The sequence below is a fragment of the Saccharibacillus kuerlensis DSM 22868 genome (assembly GCF_000378145.1).
GTDB classification, from domain to species: domain Bacteria; phylum Bacillota; class Bacilli; order Paenibacillales; family Paenibacillaceae; genus Saccharibacillus; species Saccharibacillus kuerlensis.
Genome location: NZ_KB899330.1, coordinates 1 through 1,932, shown reverse-complemented (window position 1 = coordinate 1,932; position 1,932 = coordinate 1). Strand labels below are relative to the sequence as shown.

Sequence of the window (1,932 nt, the reverse complement as noted above, 5' to 3'; positions counted from 1 at the left end):
ATGCGTTATTCCACCCAGTGTTTTCTCCAGTATAAAGAAAAAGTTCATCCCCGAACTAGCCGGGGATGAACTGAGAATACCAACATAATATTCACGCTACGGGCATACGCCCTGGGTCCGGGATACGCCGGACACTCAGCATGCGCTGAGTCGTAAATACAGGAACGTTATAGGAAATTGACAAAAGCATGGACAACATTTTTATAAGAAGGAGAGTTCAAAATGCCAGATAAAGATCTCGAAGAAAGAGTCGATCGAATGGAATTCTATTTGTCCTTAATGAGAGATATGGTCGTAGATCCAGAATCTTATGCACTATGGGATTACATTATGAGTGAGGAATTGAACGAAGAGCAGGCCAATCAAATGCTTAGTATATTAAAAAAGCACCATGCCAAGCTGCAGCCTGGTGAAAGTGAGTTGAATAAGGATGTGAAATTAGAACTTGATATTGATTTAAAGCAGCTCCTTCATTTGTTTGAGAAGCCGGCCAATGAAGCCGGTGTCTATAGTATTCTTCTTCGAGCATCCAAGCTGCCGCAATACCCTCTGTATGCTTCTCTATTGGAGAAATGAAAAAGGAATGATCATAATTTTGAATAAGGACTTTAGAACATTATTAATCACTGATTATAAAGGGACTAAAGAGATTGAAAAGTACGTCAGTCAATGGAAAGAAGAAATAAGGGATTAAAGCTTCTCCTAATGAAATACGAAGAATAAGACATGGAAAGTATGAATAAAGCTTGATTTGAATGGGATTCGAAGAAGAAGTCAACATCCTATAACATAATATTCACGCTGTGGCATACCCCGGACACCTAGCATATGCTGGGTCTTGAATACAAGAACGTTATGCGAAATCCCCCTGCAAGGAGTATAACAATAAAGGAGAAATTGATGTATCACTGGAGAGTTACAAAATACAATCCTAGCAATCGTAATTCTCAAGGTCATTACTTGAAAGATGAATGGACATGCCCTTCAGAAATTGGGAAAGTTTTCGATGGTAAACAATTTACACTTGAGGAATATTTGAATGTAGAGAATGCGTATGTTGCTACAGTTTTTTCATTTATAAAAGAAATTGGGTTAGACCTTGTACGAGTAATAAATCCTACAAAACTATTAAGTAATAATAATGATAGATTATTCGAACCGAAATTTGAACAAATTCATTTATATGAAGATCAATTGATAGATATTAGTTTAGTTCCAGATATCTGTAGAATGGTTTTGCGAAACATCATAGGATGTAAATTAGTACGTAAAGATAAATTTTATGTACACTTTGGTTGGGATTATTATATGTACATCGGAAGCATGCTGCCTAGTGAAGAAACTATAAGATTAGCTAAATCGAATGGACTATATGTGGAAGAAGACGTATCTCCTTATTTATTTAGTGGCGGAATTCCAACTTTATCATGGTCAAAGAAAGATGATTTTATAATACATGAAGAAGAACAATTAGATGGACTGTCTTTAGAAGAAATCCGGACATTATTATGTTTGTCAGAAGATCACCCCATGACCGGTCATTTTGTAATAATGGAACAACGTATAAATCAGTTACAACAGAAAGCAACACATATAATCGATACTGAAAAATTCGATTATTTTATTTCTTGTGAGTGATTCAAGGAAGGCAGGGGGACATCACATAACACCGTATTCAAGCTGTGGGCCATACCGCCCTTGGTCTGCAGGGCATTTCGGGAAAGTTGAATTCAGCAGACAACCCTTCGAGGCTAAGTGACAGAGCCACCACCGGGCAGCTTACTCTGCCTTAAGCCTCTCGGGTTCGTGAATACAGGAACGTTATAAGAACTCGGCGAGTAGGCCTGTTGATTAACCAAAAAATAGCAAAAAGGACGCCTGTTTGTTAAGCTGTTTGTACCCCTACAAACATCGAAACGAGGCGACCTCATG

At 37.9% G+C, this 1,932-nt stretch carries 2 protein-coding genes; both read left to right on the top strand.

What is annotated here, in order from left to right:
* Window positions 1–222 precede the first annotated feature (222 nt).
* Complete coding sequence (locus F456_RS0121420) at window positions 223–576, top strand: DUF1878 family protein (RefSeq protein ID WP_018979063.1); 354 nt, start codon at window positions 223–225, stop codon at window positions 574–576.
* A 324-nt stretch (window positions 577–900) separates the two neighbouring features.
* Window positions 901–1,638 (top strand): DUF7683 domain-containing protein, encoded by a 738-nt coding sequence (locus F456_RS23335; RefSeq protein WP_018979061.1) that lies wholly within the window; start codon window positions 901–903, stop codon window positions 1,636–1,638.
* Window positions 1,639–1,932: the final 294 nt, after the last annotated feature.

What these genes read in the sequence shown, in the direction of transcription:
- F456_RS0121420 (WP_018979063.1), top strand. Translation starts at nt 223, where the DNA reads ATGCCAGATAAAGATCTCGAAGAAAGAGTCGATCGAATGGAATTCTAT.
- F456_RS23335 (WP_018979061.1), top strand. Translation starts at nt 901, where the DNA reads ATGTATCACTGGAGAGTTACAAAATACAATCCTAGCAATCGTAATTCT.